Origin of the sequence: Pseudonocardia sp. NPDC049154 (assembly GCF_040648315.1) — a bacterium.
Lineage (GTDB): Bacteria > Actinomycetota > Actinomycetes > Mycobacteriales > Pseudonocardiaceae > Pseudonocardia.
In genome coordinates this window covers 1-17077 of the sequence record NZ_JBEZDN010000091.1, presented here as the reverse complement: position 1 = coordinate 17077, position 17077 = coordinate 1, and the positions used below count along the sequence as shown (strand labels likewise).

Here is a 17077-nt window from a genome sequence, read left to right as displayed (position 1 = left end):
CAACCCGGAGGTTGCCCTTTATAGGCAACCGATAGGTTGCCTGTCAAGGCGCGGTATCAGGAGCGCGGCGGACCTGCTCGGCCTCGGGAAGGAGGGGATGGACATGGCCGACATCCGGTACGGGCACCACACCGCGGAGATCGACGGCGACTTCGTGGTCTTCGTGATCGGGGCGCGCCCGTCGCTGCGTCACCCGATCCGCACGTTCCTCGACCTCGGCGGTCGCTGCGGCATGACGGCGATGCTGAAGGAGCTGAGCCGGGACCCGGAGAAGGGCCTGCTGGGCTTCCAGAGCAGCGGACTGCTGATCGTCCAGTACTGGCGCTCCTTCGAGCACCTGGAGGCGTTCGCCCGCGACCCCGGCGACCTGCACCGTCCGGCCTGGCTGAACTACTACCGGCGCGCGGCCCGGCACGAGGGCACGGGCATCTGGCACGAGACCTACCTCGTGCGCGCCGGCGAGTACGAGGCGATCTACCACAACATGCCGCCGCACGGCCTCGCCACGGCCGGCCGCATGGTGCCGCTGAAGGAGGCGACGACGGCCCGGCTGCGGTTGCGGCGGGCCGTCGCCGGCTGACCGGGAAGCGGCTCAGCCCTTCTCGGACAGCTCCTTCTCGTACTTCGCGGTCATGTGGTCGACGGCGGCGAGCTGGGTCGCGGCGTGCGCCTCCCGGGTGTCGTGGGCGCGCTGCTTCGCGGCGAGCGTGCTCTCCGCCTGGCCCTGGAAGTGCGGGAACACCTGCTGGGCGATCAGCTCGAGGGAGCGCTTCGTGGCCTCCGGGTTCGCCCAGTCGTGCCCCAGCAGCAGCATGCAGCCGAAGCCGCCGTTGCTCTGGTCCCACAGGCGCTGGACCTGCGCGCGGGCGTCCTCGACGGTACCGATCGCGCCGATGCCGGCCTCGTTGATGAAGTCGATCATGCCCTTGATGTCGGTCGAGTCGCCGACGTCCATCTGCGGGAAGGCCGCGACCTTCTGGAAGTAGTTGAACCAGGGCACGATGCCGAACTCGACGTCGCGGTACGCCTGCTCCTTGGTCTCGGCGATGTGCATCAGCCCGACCAGCCGCCAGCCCGAGCGGTCCGGCGTCGGCTGGCCGAAGTGCGCGGCCCGCTCCTCGACGACGTTCCAGTGGTGGGCCAGCGCGTCGAAGCCGTCCTGGGTGAGGGTCGCGCCGATGGACAGCAGGCCGGTCCCGTGCCGGCCGGCGAGGCGCGGGCCGGTGGGGGACGCCACCGCGGCGACGGCGATGTCGAAGCGCGGGTCGGTGTACGGGCGCAGCTGCAGCTGGGCGTCGACCAGGGTGTGCGTCTTCGTGGTCTGCGTGACGGACTCGCCGCGCAGCAGCCGCATGATGATGTCGATGTTGACGTCGAGCAGCTCGCGCGTGTCGGTCGGGTTCAGGCCGATCATCGCCGAGTCCGTGGGCAGCGAGCCGGGGCCGACGCCCAGCATCGTCCGGCCTCGGGTCAGGTGGTCGAGCATGACCATGCGGTCGGCCACCCACAACGGGTTGTGGTAGGCGATCGAGGTCACGCCCGTGCCGAGCTTGATGTGCCGGGTGCGCTCGGCCGCGGCCGCGATGAAGATCTCCGGCGACGCGATGATCTCGCTGCCCGCGGAGTGGTGCTCGCCGATCCAGGCCTCGTCGTAGCCGAGCCGGTCCAGGTGCGTGACGAAGTCGAGGTCGCGCTGCAGGGCGAGCGTCGGGTTCTGCCCGGGCACGTGGAAGGGGGCGAGGAAGGTGCCGAACCGCAGTCGGGTCACGGGGTGCTCCTGATCGTCGTCGATCCTCACTGCTCGCACCGCGCGGAAGGGCGCGGGGAGGGGCACCGTCATCGTGGGGTGCGTCGTCCGTCACGCCGTGTCCGAAAACGGGACACCCCTGGGTCACCCGAGCAGCGGCAGGCCCTTGACCAGCTTCGCGACCCGGTTCCGCGGCCCGACCACGCTCACCGCGGAGTACTCGATCCCCTCCGGCGGGCTGGTGCCGAGGGCCTCCAGGTACTCGTCGTACACCCGGGTCCGCTGCGCGGCGGCCGGCATGTCGGCCACGAACACGTCGTCCGAACCCCCGGCGCGCTCGCGCAGCCGGCGGAGGTCCTCGGCCGAGCCCCGCAGCACGGAGCACCCCGCCCACGGCAGGCCCGGGTGCACGGCGCCGCCGGCGTCCTTCCCGTCCGGCCCGGCGAGCCCGCCGACCTCGCGCGCGGTCGCGGCGGCCACGCAGATCGCGGCGTTGGTCGCCGGGCCGGGGCCGATCCCGTCGTTCACCACCACGACCCACTTGAGCCGGGCGGAGCGGGTCGGCTCGCCGGTGGCGATCTCCTCGGGCGCGAATCCCACGGACACGGGTACTCCTCGTCGTCGGTACGGCTGATCGCGCCGGACGGTACGTGTGTCGACGACCGATGACCAGCAGCTCCGTACGAAGTACGGCTACTCTGCCTCCGTGGCGGACCTCGACGCGCTCGATACGGCGATCCTGCGGGAACTGCAGCGCGATGCACGGCGGACCAACCGGGACGTGGCGGCCGCGGTGGGCGTCTCCCCCACCACCGCGCTGGACCGCACTCGGGCGCTGCGCCGGCGCGGCGTGATCCGCGGCGCGCGGCTCGACATCGACCTCGCGGCGGTGGGCCGGCCGGTGCAGGCGTTGATCGCGGTGCGTGTCCGCCCGCCCTCCCGGCGCACCATCGAGGGGTTCCGCAACTGGGTCACGCGACTGCCCGAGATCCTCGGCGTGTTCGTGACGACGGGGACCGAGGACTTCCTCCTGCACGTCGCCGTCCCGGACAACCAGGCCCTGTACTCCCTGGTCATCGACAAGCTCACCGAGCGCGCGGAGATCGCGGACGTGCGCACCTCGGTCGTCTACGAGCACATCGTGGGCGACGTCATAGCGTGACCGACACGATGGACACCCGTTCCAGACGGGTGTCTTGATCATCGATTAAGGTCGCCGCCCATGGGACATCGCGAGGACCTGCTGGACGGCGCCGCCGACTGCCTGTACGAGAAGGGCTTCGGCCGGACGACCGCGCGGGACGTCGTCGCCGTCTCCGGCACCAACCTCGCCTCGATCGGCTACCACTTCGGCTCGAAGGAGGCCCTGCTCACGGAGGCCGCGGTGCGCGGCGCCGCGGAGTGGGCGCAGGCCCTCGACCGGGCGCTCGCCGAGGTCGACCCGGCCGCCTCGCCGGAGGACCGGGTGGCACAGACCTGGACCGCGGTGGCGGACCTGTTCACCCGGGAACGACGGCTGTGGGTCACCTACGTGGAGTCCCTCGCCGAGTCCGCGCGCTCGCCCCGGCTGCACGACGCGCTGGTGGGCGCGCAGCGCCAGACCCGCGAGGAGCTGGCCTCGATGTTCCACGCGCTGCCGGACGACCCTGCCGAGGCCGACCACCGCACCCGCGTGCTCGGCGGCTTCTACCAGGCCCTGCTCACCGGGCTCATGGTGCAGTGGGTCGTCGACCCGGAGGACGCCCCGTCGGGTGCGGACGTGGCCGAGGCCATCGGGATGCTCGTCGGGTCGCCGGAGCTCGCGGCCCGCTGATCGCGCTCAGCGGTCGGAGGACGGCCGCCCGATCCCGAACGCGTACAGCACCCCGAGCGCGGCCAGCGGCGGCAGCCCCGTCCACAGGAACCACGGGTAGAGCAGCTCGCCCGTGGTGATCGAGACGATCCCCCAGGCCACGAGGTTCACCACCGCGATGGTGGTGAAGATGATCGTGAGCACGCGCATCGCCGTGCCGCCGCCGGTGTCGGAGTAGACCCGCCTGCGGGAGGACGTGTCGGGGAGCCGCGCCGGGGCCGGGGGCAGGTCCCGGACCAGCCGCTCGAGGTCCCCGCGGGTCCGCGCCTGGAAGACCTCCCGCGAGCGGGTGTCGTACTCGCCGAGGTCGAGCAGGCCCTCGCCCTGCGCCCACTGCAGGTACCGCGCGGCGCGGGCGCGGTCCGTGTCGGAGACGCGCATGTCCTCGGGGCGCACCGGCTCGGTCACGCCCTCCATGCTGCCCGCCCGGGCGGTGTGACGGATCAGGGATCGCCCGGATGCGCGCCGCCCACCATGCTGTGCGCATGACGGGCCCCAGCTCCCCGGACACCCGCCCCGCCTCCCCCGGAACGGCCGCCTTCGACCACCTCCCCCGGCACGACGCCGTCGCCGCCCTGCTCGCCGTCTGCTCCTCGCACGCGTGGGCCGAGGCGATGGCCGACGGCCGGCCCTACGACGAGCTCGACGCCCTCCTCGCCGCCGCGGACACCCAGCTCGAGCGGCTGGACGAGGCCGGCATCGCCGACGCCCTCGCCGGACACCCGCGCCTCGGCGAGCGGGCCATCCACTCCGCCACCTCCGCCCGCGAGCAGGCCGGGATGTCCGACGCGTCGGACGAGGTCCGGGCGGCGATGGCCGAGGGCAACGCCGAGTACGAGCGCCGGTTCGGGCAGGTCTACCTCGTGTGCGCCTCCGGCCGCGGCGCCGACGAGCTGCTGGCCGTGCTGCGCGACCGGCTCGGCAACACGGCGGAGGAGGAGGCCCGGCGCACCCGCACCGAGCTGGCCGCCATCAACCGCCTGCGGCTCACCGGGCTCATCGTGCAGGATCGATGAGGTGAGTACGGCGATCCCCGGCCACCCCGTCGCCCCCGTCCCGGAGCGGCTCTTCGACGACGACCGCGAGCAGCGCTGGCGCGCCCGCTTCACCGCGGTCCGCATGTCCCGTCCCGCCTGGGCGCTCGACGCGCCGGACCGCAGCGTGTACTCGTCGAACGCCAGCGGCACCACCCAGGTGCACACCTGGGACCGCGCCACGGACCTGCACCGGCAGGTCACCGACCGGCCCGCCGGCACCCACTTCGCCACGCTCCCGCCGGACGGCGAGCAGGTCTGGTGGTTCGCCGACACGGACGGGGACGAGTTCGGCCATTGGGTCGCCGAGCCCTTCGCCGGCCTGCCCGCGGGCGCCGAGCCGGCCAACCCCCTGCCCGGCGTCGAGGACGGTTATCCCGCGGGCCTCGACGTCGGCCGCGCGCTGGTCGCCGTGGGCACCTCGACGGACGACGGCACCACGATCTGGCTGCACCGCCGCGGCGCCGACGGGCCCGCCACCCGCGTCTACCACCACGCGGAGGACGCCGGCGTCGGCGGGCTGTCCGAGGACGAGACCCTGCTCGCGATCAGCCACTCCGAGCACGGCGACTCCCGGCACCCCGCGCTGCGCGTCATGACCGTCGACGGCGACCTCGTGGCCGAGAAGTCCGACGGCCCGGGCAAGGGCCTGAGCCCGATCGCCTTCGCGCCCGTCCGCGGCGACCAGCGGCTGCTGGTCGGCCACGAGCGCCGTGGCCGCGAGGAGCTGCTGATCTGGGACGTCGCCACGGGCACCGAGACCGAGCTCCACCTGGGCCTGCCGGGCGAGATCGACGCGGACTTCTACCCGGACGCCTCGGCCCTGCTCGTCTGGCACACCCACGCCGCGCGTACCCGGCTGCACCGCTACGACCTGACCACCGGCGAGCTCACCGAGCTGGCCACCGCGCCGGGGTGCATCGGTTCGGCCGACGTCCGCCCGGACGGCACGGTGGAGTACTCCAGCTCGTCGGCGGCCACACCGTCGGCGGTGCGGGCGCTGCACCCGGACGGCACCGACCGGCGCCTGCTGACCCCGCCCGGCGAGCCCGCGCCCGAGTCCGTCCCGGTCGAGGACCTGTGGGTCGACGGGCCGGGCGGGAAGGTCCACGCGCTGGTCGCCCGTCCGTCCGCCGACGGTCCCTTCCCCGCGGTGTTCGCCCTCCACGGCGGCCCGCACGCCGCGGACGAGGACCGGTTCTCCGCCGGCCGCGCCGCCTGGGTCGACGCCGGGTTCGCCGTGGTCGAGGTCAACTACCGCGGCTCGACGGGCTACGGCTCGGTCTGGCGGGACGCGATCGAGGGCCGGCCGGGCCTGACCGAGCTGGAGGACGTCGCCGCGGTGCACGACGCCGTCGTCGCCGCCGGGTTCGTCGACCCGGCGCGCACGGTCGTCGAGGGCTGGTCGTGGGGCGGCTACCTGGCGCTGCTCGCGGCGGGCACCCAGCCCGAGCGGTGGGCCGGGGCGATCGGCGGGGTGCCGGTCGCGGACTACCTCGCCGCCTACGCCGACGAGATGGAGCAGCTGCGCGCCTTCGACCGGGCGCTGTTCGGGGGCTCCCCCGAGGAGGTGCCCGAGCGCTACCGGCTCGCGTCGCCGCTGACCTACGTCGGCGAGGTGCGCGCCCCGGTGCTGGTGCTGGCCGGGGAGAACGACCCGCGCTGCCCGATCCGGCAGATCGACAACTACCTGGATGCGCTGCGAGAGCGCGCCGACCTGCCCTACGAGGTCGCGCGGTTCGACGCCGGCCACGGCTCGCTCGTCGTCGCCGAGACGCTGCGGCACGTGGCCACGGAGATCGACTTCGCCCGCCGCGCCCTGGAGAGGATCACAGTCGCGCGCACGTAGGCGTCATGCCGGTGTAGCGATCCCGTAACGCGCCGCCGCCACGATGGGGCCGAATCTGCAAGGAGGCGGTCACGGTGGCGCTGTGGCGCGTGCACGTGGAGCTGGAGGACCGACCCGGCCGGCTCGGTGAGCTGGCGACCGCGGTCGGCCGTTCGGGGTGCAACATCCTCTCGCTGCACGTGGTGGGGGAACCGGCCGACGACGGGTCGGTCACGGACGAGCTGCTGGTCAAGGTCCCGGACGGGATCGAACCCGCGAGCATGGTCGCCACGGTGGAACAGGCCGGGATCCCGTGCACCCTGCTCGTCCGGGCGGACGCGACGGAGCTGGCCGACACCGCCACCACCGCGCTCGCCCTGGCCCGGATGGTCGCGGCCGACCCGGGCAGCGCGCCCCAGGCCGTCGCCACGCTGCTGCGCGCGCGGATCGTCGAGCCCGGCGCGCCCGCCCGCACCGGACACGTCCACACCCTGCGGGTCGGCACGTCGCAGGTGCACCTGGGCCGGTCGTGGCCCTTCACCGCCACCGAGCTGTCCCGGGCCGCCGCGCTGCTCGAGCTCGCGGGCCAGCTCTCGCTCACCGGGCCGCCCTCGCGGATGGTTGCGCAGCTGGACCCGATCCTGCTGCTGGTCGACGGTTCGGAGGTCCGGGTGCGCATCGCGACCCCGGCCGACCTTCCGCTGGTCGCGGCCCTGCACGCCCGGTGCTCGCCGGCCACGCGCAGCGCACGGTTCCTCTCCGCCTCCGCCCGGCTCGACCCCGACGAGCTGGACACCCTCGTCGGGGCGCCGCACACGATGTTCGGCCGCGGGGCGCAGCGCACGGTCCTCGCCCTCACCACGGACGGCGGCAGCGCGGTCGGCATGGTCAACGTCGAGCGCACGAGGGCGGCCGCGGCCTCGTTCGCCGTGGTCGTGGAGGACGCCTGGCAGGACCGCGGGCTGGGCACCGCGCTGGTCCGCCGCGCCGCCGAGGTGGCCGCGGAGCAGGGCAACGAGGAGCTGGAGGCCACCACGCACACGCAGAACATGCAGGTGGTGAAGCTGCTGCGCCGCGCAGGCCTGCGCCCCACCGCCGAGATCACCGGCGGGATGCTGCACGTCCGCGCCCCGCTGAGCCCGGTCGTCACCCGCGTCGGCTAGCCGTGAGTGGCAACTGCCCCTCTAGGGTCGGATGCCACTCACGACCCGGTCAGAGCAGGTCGAGGACCTTCTCCGGCGGACGGCCGACCACGGCCCGGTCCCCGACGACCACGATCGGGCGCTCGATCAGGATCGGGTGCGCGGCCAGGGCGTCGAGCAGGGTGTCCCGGTCGGCGTCGGCGAGCCCGAGCTCCCTGTAGAGCTTCTCCCCCGTCCGCACGATCGCGCGCGGGTCGTCCGTGCCGAGCTGCGCGAGCACGCGCTCGAGTCCGGCACGGTCGGGCGCGTCGTCGAGGTACCGCACGACAGCGGGGTCCACGCCGCGCTCGGTGAGCAGCGCGAGCGCGCCGCGGCTCTTCGAGCAGCGCGGGTTGTGCCAGATGGTCACGGCGTCCTGGGGCCCGGCGTCGGTCATGCGCCGAGCCTAGATTGGCCGGCATGACGCCTCCCACCACCGGCCTGCTGGTCTTCGACGGCCGCTGCGGGTTCTGCACCCGCACCGTCGGGTGGCTACGCCTGCTCGACCGGGACGCGCGGATCACCACGCTCCCGTACCAGCAGGCGGGCGCCCCCGAGAAGGTCGGCGCGACGACCACCGCCTGCGCCGACGAGGTCCACTTCGCCGCCGACGGGCGGACCGTCACCGGCGCCGCGGCCGTCAATGCGGCCCTCGCGGTCGCCCTCCGCACGGACCTGCCCGAACGCCTCTACTCCCGCACCGCGCCGGTGCAGGACCGCGTCTACGCGTGGATCGCCCGGCACCGCGGCCGGCTGCCGGGCACGACGCCCTGGTGCGAGCGCTACCCGGAGGTCTGCGGGACCTGACAGGGGTCGGCCCCCGCACCCGGGAGAGGGTGCGGGGCCGACCACCGTGGTGGGAACCGTGCGTGTGCCGCCACTGCACCACGCTCTCTGGACCGAGTCAAGTTTTCGACCCGGTCACCGGAGCGAGAGCCCGCGCGCGCACCTGAAGCCACGCTGAGTGAGCGCTCCGGGCGCCGCCCGTGCTCGGGCAGACTGGTGCGCGATGAGCGAGATCCCGTTCCCGCACCGCGCCGGCGGTGCGCGGTGAGCGCGCCCCCCGGGCCGTTCCCGCCGGCCGTCCCCACGGCCCGTCCGGGCTCCGGCCCGCCGCCCCCGCGCACCCCCGAGCCCGGGTACGGCGGCGGAGGCCGACGGCCGCGGCGCGGTCTCGGCGGGCGGGTCGTCGGCGCGGCCCTGCTCGCAGTGGCCGCGTCGGTGTTCACCGTGCCGGACCTGTGGTTCGGGCTCGACCGGTGGAGCCCGTTCACCCAGATCGTGGCCTTCCGCGCGATCCTGCTGGTGATCGTGACCGTCGTCGCGCTGGCGCTGGCGCTGGTCACGCTCGGGATGCGGCGCGCCTGGCCCTTTCCGCTGGCCATGCTCGCCGTCGTCGCGGTGACGGCGTCGACGATGGTGCCGCGGCTGTCCGCCGACCCGCTGCCGACAGGCGGCACCCCCGTGAAGGTGCTGTCCTTCAACGTCTACACCGGCGACGCCGACGTCCGCGCCCTCGCCGACCTCATCCACCGCGAGCGGCCGGACCTGATCGCCCTGCCCGAGGCCGGGGAGCGCTACCGGCAGAAGCTCGCGCCGCTCATCGAGGACCTCGGCTACCGCACGGACGCCTCGGTCGACCGGCGCTCGCAGGACGTCAACGGCGTGGTCGCGGCCGTGTCCCCGCGGTTCGGCGACGTGACCTTCGACGTCGGCAGGATCACGGAGGACTCGCCGTTCCCGTACGTGCAGGTGTCCGGCGGGAACATGGGCGACCTGACCTTCGTCGCCTTCCACTCGGTGGCCCCCACCGCGGGCTCGGTCGCCCAGTGGCGGCAGGACCTCGAGGGCGTGTCCCGCTGGTGCTCCGCGTCCTCGCCGGCGATCGTGGCCGGGGACTTCAACGCCACCCTCGACCACTCGGTGCTGCGGGCGGCCACCGCGGACTGCGGCGACGCGGCCGCGCAGCGCGGTTCGGCGCTCACCGCGACCTGGCCCGCGGCGTTCCCCCGCTGGCTGGGCACGGAGATCGACCACGTCTTCGCCAACCGCGGCGCGACCTCGGAGTCGTTCGAGGTCCTGGACCTGCCCGGCAGCGACCACCGGGCGATCCTCACGACGATGCGGCTGCCCTGACCCCGTCCGTCTCGTCGCCGACGAACACCTCGTCGAGCACGAACCGCTCGATGTCGAGCACGAAGCCGCGAACCCGCGTCTCCGGGTGCAGGAACGGGTCGTGCCGGAGCTGGGCGATCCCGCGCGCGACGCTGGTCGCCACGTCCTTGAACGCGAAGGTCCGCCACGACGGGCGCATCCCCGTCTCCTCCGCGAGCTCCTCGGTGAAGTCCTCGTCGGAGAAGGTGTTGAGGCCGCAGCCGCTGTGCTGGACGAGCAGCACGTCGCGGGTGTGCAGCTTGCGCTGGCTGATCGACAGCGAGCGGATCACGTCGTCGGTGACGACGCCGCCGGCGTTGCGGAGCACGTGCACCTCGCCGAGCTTCAGCCCGAACAGGGCGAACACGTCGATGCGGGAGTCCATGCACGTGACCACCGCGGTGTGCAGGGCGGGCGGGACCGCCAGGCCCTCCGCGTTCGCCTTGGCCAGGCGACCACCACCGGCCTCGTACCGCGTCAGCAGCTCGTCGTAGCTCACGGCGCTCATCATCTCGGACGGACCGGCACGGAGCAGGCCGGGACGCCCACATGGGGCACATCTCACTCCCGGATGCGCATCCCCGGATGCACGAACGGCACCTCCGCGCGGCGGGTCCGCACGGAAGTGCCGTCGGTGCCGGAGGCGGGCGGGGGTCAGACCTGGTCGGCGATGGTCTCCGCGATCTCGTAGGTGTTCAGCGCGGCGCCCTTGCGCAGGTTGTCGCCGCAGACGAACAGCTCGAGGGTGTTCGGGAAGTCCAGCGCCTGCCGGACCCGGCCGACGTGCGTCGGGTCCTGCCCGACGACGGCGGCGGGCGTCGGCCACACCCCGGCGGCCGGGTCGTCCTCGAGCACGATCGTGGGCTGCGCGGCCAGCACCTTGTGCGCCGCCTCGACCGTGACGTCCCGGGAGAAGGTGGCGTGCACCGCCAGCGCGTGCGTGGTGATCACCGGGACGCGCACGCAGGTCGCCGAGACGCGCAGGTCCGGGATGCCCAGGATCTTGCGGGACTCGTTGCGGACCTTGAGCTCCTCGGACGACCAGCCGTCGTCCTTGAGCGAGCCGGCCCACGGCACCACGTTGAGCGCGAGCGGGGCCGGGAACGGGGAGTCGTCACCCAGAGCGGCCACCGCCGCGGCGACGTCGCCGGACTTCGAGCCCAGGTCCTTGCCCGCCACCGCGGACAGCTCCGCCTGGAGGCGGTCGATGCCGGGCTGCCCGGCGCCCGACGCGGCCTGGTACGAGGCCACGACCAGCGCCTCGAGCCCGAACTCGCGGTGCAGCGCGCCCATCGCGGCCATCATCGACAGCGTGGTGCAGTTGGGGTTCGCGATGATCCCCTTGGGCCGGTTCGCGGCGGCCTCGGCGTTGACCTCGGGCACCACCAGCGGCACCTCGGGGTCCATCCGGAAGGCGCCGGAGTTGTCGACGGCCACGGCGCCGCGGGAGGCGGCGATCGGGGCCCACTCGGCGGAGATCTCGTCCGGCACGTCGAACAGGGCGATGTCGACGCCGTCGAACACCTCGGGTGCGAGGGCCTGCACGGTGACGTCCTCGCCGCGGACCCTCAGCACCTTGCCCGCGGAGCGTGCGGAGGCGATGAGCCGGATCTCGCCCCACGGCACCGACTCGCGGGCGTCGATGATCTCGATCATGGTGGAGCCGACGGCGCCCGTCGCCCCCACGATGGCCAGCACCGGTGCAGCGTTGTCGGCCATGTCAGCGCCCCGTCCCGGCCGCGACCACGGCCTCTTCCTCGGAGTCGAGCTCGAACGCGGCGTGCAGCGCGCGGACGGCGTCGTCGAGCTGGTCGGAGCGGCAGATCACCGAGATCCGGATCTCCGAGGTGTTCATGGTCTCGATGTTGATCCCGGCGTCGGAGAGCGCCTCGCAGAACGTGGCCGTGACGCCCGGGTGGTTGCGCATGCCGGCGCCGACCAGGGAGACCTTGCCGACCTCGTTGTCGTAGATCAGCTCGGCGTAGCCGATCTGCGCCTTGGCCTTCTCCAGCGCCGCGACGGCGTTGGGGCCCTCCGAGCGGGGCAGGGTGAAGGTGATGTCGGTCTTGCCGTCCGACTGGTTGGAGATGTTCTGCAGGACCATGTCGATGTTGATCTCGGCATCGGCCACGACGCGGAAGATCCGGGCGGCCATGCCGGGGGTGTCCGGCACGCCCGTCACGGTGATCTTGCCCTCGGACCGGTCGTGCGCGACCCCGGTGATGATGGGGTTCTCCAACGGAATCTCCTCGATCGAGCCGGCGACGAGCGTGCCGGACTTCTCGTTGTACGAGCTGCGGACGCGCAGCGGGACGTTGTAGCGGCGGGCGTACTCGACGGCCCGCAGGTGCAGCACCTTCGCGCCGCACGCGGCCAGCTCGAGCATCTCCTCGTAGGTCACGGTCTCGAGGTGCCGCGCCTTCGGGGCGATCCGGGGGTCGGCGGAGTAGATGCCGTCGACGTCCGTGTAGATCTCGCAGACGTCCGCCTCGAGCGCCGCGGCCAGCGCGACGGCGGTGGTGTCCGAGCCGCCGCGGCCGAGCGTGGTGATGTCCTTCGAGTCCTCGCTCATCCCCTGGAACCCGGCGACGAGCACGATGTGCCCCTCGGCCAGCGCGCTGCGCAGCCGGTGCGGGTTGACCTCGACGATCCGCGCGTCGCCGTGCTTCGAGGTGGTGAGCATGCCGGCCTGCGAGCCGGTGAACGAGCGGGCCTCGGCGCCCAGCGAGTGGATCGCCATCGCGACGAGGGCGTTGGAGATGCGCTCGCCCGCGGTGAGCAGCATGTCCATCTCGCGCGGCGGCGGGGCTCCGGTGGAGACCTGCTCGGCGAGGTCCGTCAGCTCGTCCGTCGTGTCGCCCATGGCGGACACGACGACGACGACGTCGTGACCCTCCTTGCGGGTGCGGACGATGCGTTCGGCGACCTTCTTGATCCGCTCCGCGCTCTCGACCGACGATCCGCCGTACTTCTGCACGACGAGGGCCACTCCGACCTCCTGTCCGGCGCCGGTCCGGCGCCCTGGTCCTCCGCCTCGGGGGCGTGTTCGCACCGCTCTCCGGGCGCTGGTCGGGAGCCGAGGATACCGGCTGCGACGTGCAGGGTTAACCTGTTTGACCGATGCCACAGAGGCCCACGCCACGTTTGGGCGCCCGAGCCCGGGGGCATCGCGCGGGAAGCACCTGTCGGACGCTGCACGGCCACCGCCGGGACCGGCGCGCGAAACCACTCCGTCGGGTGCCGGCCCGCGGGGGCCGGGACGCCCGGGCACCCGGCAGGAGATCATGGACCGATGAGCGCGGCGAGCGGCGACGGGGGCGCGGAGGTGGTCCGGGACGAGGTGACGGGGGCCGCCGAGCGCCCGACCGAGCCGCTCGCCGCGGTCCGGTCCCGCGGGCGCGCCGTCCCCTGGGCCGCGATCGGGCGGGCGCTGCTCCCGGCCGCTCTGTTCCTCGGCGTCCGCTCCGTCGGGATCGTGGTGCTCGCCATGGTCGCGACCCGGCAGGGCACCCGGCTCGGCGACGAGCTCGGCTCCTGGGACGGCCAGTGGTTCCTCGGCCTGGCCCAGGGCGGCTACGGCGGCGTCCCGATCGGGCTGAGCGACGCCTACGGCAACCGCAGCGGCGAGACCCCGCTGGCGTTCTTCCCCGGCTATCCCGCCACGGTCGCCGTCGTCCGGTTCCTCACGGGCCTGCCGCTGCTGCCCGCGGCGCTCGTGGCGACCGTGCTGGCCGGGATCGTGGCGGCCTACGGCCTCGCGACGCTGGGCGAGCTGGTCCCCGGCGGGTCCCGGCGCGTCGGGCTGGTGTTGGTGGTGCTGTTCGCGAGCACGCCGATGGCGGTCGTGTTCTCGATGGCCTACTCCGAGGCCCTGTTCTGCGCGGCCGCCGCCTGGTCGCTGGTGTTCCTGCTGCGCGGGCAGTGGATCGGGGCGGGCCTCACCGCGGCCGCCGCCGGGCTGGTGCGGCCGACCGCGGCGGCGCTGGTCGCGGCCGTGGGGCTGGCCGCGGTCGTCGCCGTCGTCGGGCGGCGGGACGGGTGGCGGCCCTGGCTGGCCGGCCCGCTCGCCGCCGCCGGGCTGCTCGCCTACCTCGGCTACGTCGCGACCCGCACCGGCTCGCTCACCGGGTGGTTCGCGCTGCAGCAGCGCGGCTGGGACTCGCGGTTCGACGGCGGCAGGGCCACGGCGTCGTTCGCCACGACCGCGCTGGCCGACGGCCGGTCGGTCATGGAGGTCGCGACCGTCGGCATCCTGCTCGGGGCGATCGCGCTGCTGGCGGTGTCCGTGGTGCAGGCCGTGCGCGGTTGGATGCCGTGGCCGCTCGTCGCCTACTCGGCGGTGGTGCTGGTCATGGACGTGGGCAGCAACGGGCTCATGGGGTCCAAGGCGCGGCTGCTGGTGCCGGCGTTCACGCTGCTGCTGCCGGTCGCCGTGGGGCTGGCCAAGCGCAGGCCGGGCACACGGGTGTCCGTGCTGGTGGCAGCGGTGCTCGTCTCGGCCTGGTTCGGGGCGTACGCGCTGGCCGACTGGCCGTACGCGATCTGAGCCCGGTCCGGCCGGCGCTCAGCCGATCCGGCGGATCAGCCGGGTGACGACGGCGGTGATGATGCCCCAGATGATCGCCGCGGTGCCGTAGTTCAGGGTCACGGCGAGCTTCGGCTCCGCGGGCAGGAACAGGTTCCCGAGCCCGAGGTTGAAGTACTCCGCCAGGTCGCTGATGAAGATCGTGAAGCCGTTGGCCGGGTTCGCGTCGAGCAGGGTCAGCACGATGTGGATCACCAGGACCGCCACGATCAGCATCCCGACGATCCGGACGAGGGAGGCCAGCAGGCCTGCCCCGCGACGCACGGTCGTTCCCACCGCCATTGTGTTCCCTCCACGGCACGAGTTGCGCGCATCTTCTCAGACCGTGGGCCGTTCGGCGGGGTCGGCGCGCTCCCCCTATCGGGTGGCCCGGCCTCACGAAGTGTGGTCGGCGTCATCGCGACGGGGGTCGGGGTTGCCGACGCCCCGGGGCAGGGGGTTACAGTCGACTCCATGGCGCGCCTGCTCCTTCGCCGCCGCGGCGGGGTCTGACCGACCGGCCCCTCGTCGCGGGTTCTGGCGTGCCGCCGGTCGATACCTCCCGGTAGCACCCCCAGAAGGAGCACGATCCCCGTGTCCATGTCGCCCGACGCCTACACCGCCTCCTCGGCCAGCAGGATCCGCACGCCTTCCGTACCGGCGCCCGCGGACCAGCCCGTGTGGAACCCCCAGAAGGGCTCCCATATGCCGATCGGGCGGTACAAGCCGTTCCACGAGCTGGTGGAGCCGGTCTCGCTGCCCGATCGCACCTGGCCCGCCACGCGGATCACGAAGGCCCCGCTGTGGTGCGCCGTCGACCTGCGCGACGGCAACCAGGCCCTGATCGACCCGATGAGCCCCGCGCGCAAGCGCCGCATGTTCGACCTGCTGGTCCGCATGGGCTACAAGGAGATCGAGGTCGGCTTCCCGGCAGCCAGCCAGACGGACTTCGACTTCGTCCGCGAGATCATCGAGCAGGACGCGATCCCGGAGGACGTCCGGATCCAGGTCCTCACCCAGGCTCGCCCCGAGCTGATCGAACGCACCTTCCAGGCCTGCGAGGGCGCGCCGCGCGCCGTCGTGCACCTGTACAACTCCACCTCGGTGCTGCAGCGCCGCGTGGTGTTCCGCTCCGATCGCGCCGGCATCACCAAGATCGCCACGGACGGCGCGGAGCTGGTCCAGCAGTTCGGCGAGAAGTACCCGGACACGGACTGGCGCTTCCAGTACTCGCCGGAGTCCTACACGGGCACCGAGCTGGAGTACGCCGTCGAGGTCTGCAACGCCGTCAGCGAGATCTGGCGGCCCACGCCGGACAACCCGATGATCGTCAACCTGCCGGCGACCGTCGAGATGGCCACGCCGAACGTCTACGCGGACAGCATCGAGTGGATGCACCGCAACCTGGTCCGCCGCGACGGGATCATCCTCTCCCTGCACCCGCACAACGACCGGGGCACCGGCGTCGCGGCCGCCGAGCTGGGCTACCAGGCCGGCGCCGACCGCATCGAGGGCTGCCTGTTCGGCAACGGCGAGCGCACCGGCAACGTCGACCTGGTCACCCTGGGCATGAACCTCTTCACCCAGGGCATCGACCCGCAGATCGACTTCTCGGACATCGACGAGATCCGCCGGACCGTCGAGTACTGCAACCAGCTGCCCGTGCACGAGCGGCACCCGTGGGGCGGTGACCTGGTCTACACCGCCTTCTCCGGCAGCCACCAGGACGCGATCAACAAGGGCTTCGACGCCATGAAGGCCGAGGCCGCCGAGGCCGGGCACCCGGTCGACGAGCACCCGTGGGAGGTGCCGTACCTGCCGGTCGACCCGAAGGACATCGGCCGCACCTACGAGGCCGTCATCCGGGTGAACTCGCAGTCCGGCAAGGGCGGCGTCGCCTACATCATGAAGACCGAGCACCAGCTGGACATGCCGCGCCGGCTGCAGATGGAGTTCTCGAAGGTCGTCCAGGAGGTCACCGACTCCGAGGGCGGCGAGGTCTCGCCCAAGGAGATGCGGGACGTCTTCGAGACCGAGTACCTGACCCGCGAGACCCCGCTCAAGCTGATCCGGCACCGCCTGACCAGCGACGGCGAGGGCCGGGACGAGATCGTCGCGACCGTGCGGGTCGAGAGCGAGCTGCACGAGATCGCCGGCAGCGGCAACGGCCCGCTCGCGGCCTTCGTCGACGCGCTGGCCGGCATCGGGTTCGACGTCCGGGTCCTCGACTACCACGAGCACGCGATGGGCGGCGGCGACGACGCCCGCGCGGCCGCCTACGTCGAGTGCGCCATCGAGGACACCGTCCTCTGGGGCGTCGGGATCGACTCGTCGATCGTGGCCGCCTCCTTCAAGGCGCTGGTCTCGGCGATCAACCGCGCCCTCCGCTGACCCCGTGAGTGCGAACTGCTGCTAGAGCGGCAGTTCGCACTCACGACCCGGGCTGACCTGCGGCGATCCGGTTGCCGTGACCTCCGGCACCGGGTCTTCCCGACGCGTGTCGAACGTGCCCACCGCCCTGCCGCGTGACCCCGCGGCGAGACGGTGCCGACGGCGGCGTGGGTGGCGACGATCTCGCCGCCCACACCGCGGCCCGAGGGACCGGGGCACCACCCCGCCCGTCCCGGGCCTCCGTCCTCCCGCACCCCGAGCCCGACCACCCGGCCTGACCAAGCCCGGACCGGTCGTGAGTGGCGATGGTCGCCATGGCGACCATC

Annotated in this window: 18 protein-coding genes; 10 read left to right on the top strand and 8 right to left on the bottom strand. The window is 73.2% G+C overall.

Features of this window, described 5'->3' with window-relative positions:
- The first annotated feature begins 103 nt into the window (after positions 1-103).
- Positions 104-580: a DUF4188 domain-containing protein gene (locus AB0B41_RS31015; protein WP_358209614.1), complete on the top strand. Its 477-nt coding sequence runs from the start codon at positions 104-106 to the stop codon at positions 578-580.
- Between the two features lie 12 nt (positions 581-592).
- Here AB0B41_RS31015 and AB0B41_RS31010 read toward each other — a convergent pair whose 3' ends face one another.
- A complete protein-coding gene (locus tag AB0B41_RS31010) occupies positions 593-1768 on the bottom strand; it encodes an LLM class flavin-dependent oxidoreductase (protein ID WP_358209612.1) in 1176 nt (391 codons plus the stop codon).
- A 123-nt stretch (positions 1769-1891) separates the two neighbouring features.
- Complete coding sequence (locus AB0B41_RS31005; protein WP_358209610.1) at positions 1892-2353, bottom strand: DUF2000 domain-containing protein; 462 nt, start codon at positions 2351-2353, stop codon at positions 1892-1894.
- Positions 2354-2453: 100 nt separating this feature from the next.
- Here AB0B41_RS31005 and AB0B41_RS31000 point away from each other — a divergent pair, with 100 nt between their 5' ends.
- Entirely contained in the window at positions 2454-2909 is a 456-nt protein-coding gene (locus AB0B41_RS31000) for an Lrp/AsnC family transcriptional regulator (RefSeq protein ID WP_358209608.1), read from the top strand.
- 60 nt (positions 2910-2969) lie between these two features.
- Positions 2970-3560, top strand: a complete 591-nt coding sequence (locus AB0B41_RS30995; RefSeq protein WP_358209606.1) for a TetR/AcrR family transcriptional regulator — start codon at positions 2970-2972, stop codon at positions 3558-3560.
- 6 nt (positions 3561-3566) lie between these two features.
- Here the strand turns inward: AB0B41_RS30995 and AB0B41_RS30990 are convergent, their stop codons facing one another.
- Complete coding sequence (locus tag AB0B41_RS30990) at positions 3567-4007, bottom strand: DUF1707 domain-containing protein (protein WP_358209604.1); 441 nt, start codon at positions 4005-4007, stop codon at positions 3567-3569.
- A 77-nt stretch (positions 4008-4084) separates the two neighbouring features.
- Here AB0B41_RS30990 and uraD point away from each other — a divergent pair, with 77 nt between their 5' ends.
- From uraD to AB0B41_RS30975, 3 genes are all read left to right on the top strand, one after another.
- The gene (gene uraD / locus AB0B41_RS30985) at positions 4085-4615 is read left to right on the top strand and encodes a 2-oxo-4-hydroxy-4-carboxy-5-ureidoimidazoline decarboxylase (RefSeq protein ID WP_358209602.1); all 531 of its coding nucleotides are present in this window, start codon (positions 4085-4087) and stop codon (positions 4613-4615) included.
- Positions 4616-4628: 13 nt separating this feature from the next.
- Complete coding sequence (locus AB0B41_RS30980; protein WP_358209638.1) at positions 4629-6482, top strand: prolyl oligopeptidase family serine peptidase; 1854 nt, start codon at positions 4629-4631, stop codon at positions 6480-6482.
- A 74-nt stretch (positions 6483-6556) separates the two neighbouring features.
- Entirely contained in the window at positions 6557-7624 is a 1068-nt protein-coding gene (locus AB0B41_RS30975) for a GNAT family N-acetyltransferase (RefSeq protein WP_358209600.1), read from the top strand.
- 49 nt (positions 7625-7673) lie between these two features.
- On the opposite strand, the gene arsC is transcribed toward AB0B41_RS30975, so the two are convergent.
- On the bottom strand, positions 7674-8039 hold the full coding sequence (gene arsC, locus AB0B41_RS30970; protein WP_358209598.1) for an arsenate reductase (glutaredoxin): 366 nt from the start codon (positions 8037-8039) through the stop codon (positions 7674-7676).
- A 23-nt stretch (positions 8040-8062) separates the two neighbouring features.
- On the opposite strand from arsC, the gene AB0B41_RS30965 reads away from it, so the two are divergent.
- Positions 8063-8449 (top strand): DCC1-like thiol-disulfide oxidoreductase family protein, encoded by a 387-nt coding sequence (locus AB0B41_RS30965; RefSeq protein WP_358209596.1) that lies wholly within the window; start codon positions 8063-8065, stop codon positions 8447-8449.
- Positions 8450-8692: 243 nt separating this feature from the next.
- Entirely contained in the window at positions 8693-9778 is a 1086-nt protein-coding gene (locus tag AB0B41_RS30960) for an endonuclease/exonuclease/phosphatase family protein (protein ID WP_358209594.1), read from the top strand.
- Here the strand turns inward: AB0B41_RS30960 and AB0B41_RS30955 are convergent.
- The 3 genes from AB0B41_RS30955 to AB0B41_RS30945 form a co-directional block, all read right to left on the bottom strand.
- A complete protein-coding gene (locus AB0B41_RS30955; protein ID WP_358209592.1) occupies positions 9756-10304 on the bottom strand; it encodes a carbonic anhydrase in 549 nt (182 codons plus the stop codon). The genes AB0B41_RS30960 and AB0B41_RS30955 overlap by 23 nt on opposite strands.
- 146 nt (positions 10305-10450) lie before the next feature.
- The gene (locus tag AB0B41_RS30950; protein ID WP_358209590.1) at positions 10451-11515 is read right to left on the bottom strand and encodes an aspartate-semialdehyde dehydrogenase; all 1065 of its coding nucleotides are present in this window, start codon (positions 11513-11515) and stop codon (positions 10451-10453) included.
- A 1-nt stretch (position 11516) separates the two neighbouring features.
- Positions 11517-12785: an aspartate kinase gene (locus AB0B41_RS30945; RefSeq protein ID WP_358209588.1), complete on the bottom strand. Its 1269-nt coding sequence runs from the start codon at positions 12783-12785 to the stop codon at positions 11517-11519.
- 303 nt (positions 12786-13088) lie between these two features.
- Between AB0B41_RS30945 and AB0B41_RS30940 the strand changes: the two genes are divergently transcribed.
- Positions 13089-14342, top strand: coding sequence for a hypothetical protein (locus AB0B41_RS30940; RefSeq protein ID WP_358209586.1), 1254 nt, complete (start codon positions 13089-13091; stop codon positions 14340-14342).
- Between the two features lie 18 nt (positions 14343-14360).
- Here the strand turns inward: AB0B41_RS30940 and AB0B41_RS30935 are convergent, their stop codons facing one another.
- On the bottom strand, positions 14361-14663 hold the full coding sequence (locus tag AB0B41_RS30935; protein WP_081924374.1) for a hypothetical protein: 303 nt from the start codon (positions 14661-14663) through the stop codon (positions 14361-14363).
- A 297-nt stretch (positions 14664-14960) separates the two neighbouring features.
- Between AB0B41_RS30935 and leuA the strand changes: the two genes are divergently transcribed.
- Positions 14961-16751, top strand: coding sequence for a 2-isopropylmalate synthase (gene leuA, locus AB0B41_RS30930; RefSeq protein ID WP_358209637.1), 1791 nt, complete (start codon positions 14961-14963; stop codon positions 16749-16751).
- The last annotated feature ends 326 nt before the right edge of the window (positions 16752-17077 follow it).